This is a genomic window from Lyngbya sp. CCY1209, from assembly GCF_035615495.1.
Classification (GTDB): Bacteria; Cyanobacteriota; Cyanobacteriia; order Cyanobacteriales; family Microcoleaceae; genus Limnospira.
The window spans coordinates 1-2,799 of record NZ_JAJENU010000398.1 but is presented as its reverse complement, the minus strand read 5'-3'; the positions used below and the strand labels follow the sequence as shown (position 1 = coordinate 2,799).

Below are 2,799 nucleotides of genomic sequence, written 5' to 3'. Positions count from 1 at the left end.
AGGCTTGCGCCCTCGGGAATTGATTCCCAAGCGGTTTGGATATCTAACCCGTTTTGTTCCGAGCATTCAACCGGATTGGATATGAAGAGTTGGGGAGAGGGGGGTGCGATCGCTTTTTTTGACAGGCAAGATGCCTGGGCTACTCGTGTGGTAAAATCAATTCGATAGATGATTTGAGCTGTTGGGTTCCGAGTATTCAACTGGATTGGATATGAAGAGTTGGGGAAGGGGGTGCGATCGCTTTTTTTTGACAGGCAAGATGCCTGGGCTACTCGTGTGGTAAAATCAATTCGATGGTGCGTTCCTATTTCATCTCCTGGCTGGTGGGATAATGGATGGGGGGAACGCACCCTACAAAACTACTCCCTCAAATCATGACTTGGGCTATCTCTTCTACTGATACCTTTTTTAGCGAACTGCTGAACCTTCCCAAAGCGGTGCAAAAAAAGGTGCAGAAAAATATCAGAGTCCTGGAAACCGACCCCATTTCCGCCCGGGGAGATGCTAAAAAATTGAAGGGCTATACTAACAATGTCTATCGGGTTCGCATCGGCGACTATCGCCTGTTTTACTGCTTCGGTGGCGGGTGGGTTAAACTGTTGAGTGTCCGCAAACGGGACGATCGCACCTACGAAGTCGAACTCACGGAAACCGACGCCCCCGCACCTCCGCCGGATGCCGAAATTCTCCAACCGCAACCGGAGGAAATCGCGCCGCCACCGCCGCCTCCGGAACCCGCGAAAATCGAGGCATCCGAGCCCGACACCATCACCACTTCCCTGCCCTTCAAACTCACCAAAACCCACCTAAAACGGTGGCAAATTCCCCCGGAATACTGGCCGGAAATCTGCGCGGCCCCCAACTCGGAAGCCCTGCTGGAACTGCCTATCGCGGATCGTTATATCAGTCGAATAATTGACAACCTCTACCCCCGCCCCATCGAAGAAATTATCGGCGATCGCGAATACATTCTCAACCAACCCGAAGACCTCGATCGCTTCGTCAGCGGCACCCTAACCCGCTTTTTATTAAAGCTCGATCCCGAACAGGAAAAACTGAGAACTTTCGGAAAAAGCGGCCCCGTACTCGTCAAAGGGGGACCCGGTACCGGCAAATCCACCCTCGCCATTTACCGCGTCCAAACCCTCCTGGAAAAGGGTATCAAACCCATCTTATTTACCACCTACACCAAGGCCCTCGTCGCCTACTCCCAACAACTGCTGACCCAGCTTTTGGGCGGCGAACCCGAGGCTTGCGGCGTCACCGTTTCTACCGTCGATTCCCTCACCTATAAATATTATACCCAAACCTACGGAAAACCCAACATCGCCACGGATAAACAATCCCTATCCTGCCTGAAAACCGCCCTGGAAATTGCAGAAATTCCCGGAAAAAATCGCTTTGATCGCATCGGCCGTCGCCAAAATATCGAACGCCTGGGACTGCCCTATTTGCTGCAAGAATTTGAGGAAGCGATCGACGGCTGGGGCGTCGCCACCCAAGCCGAATATCTCGCCCTGGAACGGCGGGGGCGCGGCTTTCCCCTGTCCGCAAAACTGCGGGAGGCGATGTGGAGTATTTACGAAACCTGGGGGCGAGAAATGGCGAAAAATGGGTTAATAACCTGGCCCCAACTGCGGCGAAAAGCCCTGGAAAAAATCACCCAATTACCCGCCCCACCCTACGAAGCGATCGTTATCGATGAAGCCCAGGATTTATCCCCCGTCGCCCTGCGGTGTATTTTGGCTTTAGTCCCTTCTTTAAAAGCCCTCTACCTCACCGCCGACGCCTCCCAATCCCTCTACCAACGCGGCTTCAGTTGGAAAAAAATCCGCGCCGATTTGAACGTCGCCGGCCGCACCCTCATCCTGAAACAAAACTATCGCAACACCGCCCAAATCATCGCCGCCTGCACCGCCATTTTCTCCGGCACTGAGGCTGGAGACGCCGACTGCCTGCAACAAACTCCCTCCGCCTACGAAGGGGAAATTCCCACTCTCATTTTAACCGAAAACCTGAACCAAGAAACCGAAAAAATCCGCGCTTTTTTTATCGAATCAGCCAAACGCTACCGCCTCCCCATCCACGGTGGCGCGGTCCTCTGTCCGAGGTCGGAAATGGGCAGAAATCTCGCCCGGGAACTGACCCGCCAGGGCACGGACGCCCGGTTTGTTTCCGGCCACGAAATCGACCTGAATGCCAACTATATAAAAGTGATGACCCTGCATTCGGCTAAAGGCTTGGAATTCCCCTTTGTCGCCGTCGTGGGACTCAATAAAGATATTTTACCCTATTTCGGCGACGATTTACCCGAGGAAGAAAAGCCGGTCGTTTCCGACGAACAGCGACGCCTGTTTTATGTGGGCTGTTCGAGGGCGATGCGATCGCTGATTGTCAGTGGTTTGCGATCGGCACCCTCGCCGTTTTTGGAGGGGCTTTCTGTTCCTTATTGGAGGAGGTTGGGTTGAGGCACGAAACTCAACCAATGTAAATCTGGGGGGTGCGAAAATTAATAAAATTTAACCACAGAGGCACGGAGGACACAGAGGAGTTGTTGATGAGGATTTGGGGTGACAGTGCGATCGCTTTTTTTTCACAGGCAAGATGCCTGTGCTACTCGTGTGGTAAGATTGATCCCATGGTGCGTTCCTATTTCATCTCCCGGCTTGTGGGATAATAGATGGGTAGGAAAGGCACCGCCATCTAATCTGGTCGAACACCCGAACCGCTTGGGAATCAATTCCCAAGCTAATAGCCGAAATCATCTGAAGATGATTGGGGAAGTTATAATAACTGCGG

At 52.8% G+C, this 2,799-nt stretch carries 1 protein-coding gene; it reads left to right on the top strand.

The features are described from left to right. Positions 1 to 374 precede the first annotated feature (374 nt). A complete protein-coding gene (locus LKE08_RS11840) occupies positions 375 to 2,468 on the top strand; it encodes a 3'-5' exonuclease (RefSeq protein WP_324704434.1) in 2,094 nt (697 codons plus the stop codon). Positions 2,469 to 2,799: the final 331 nt, after the last annotated feature.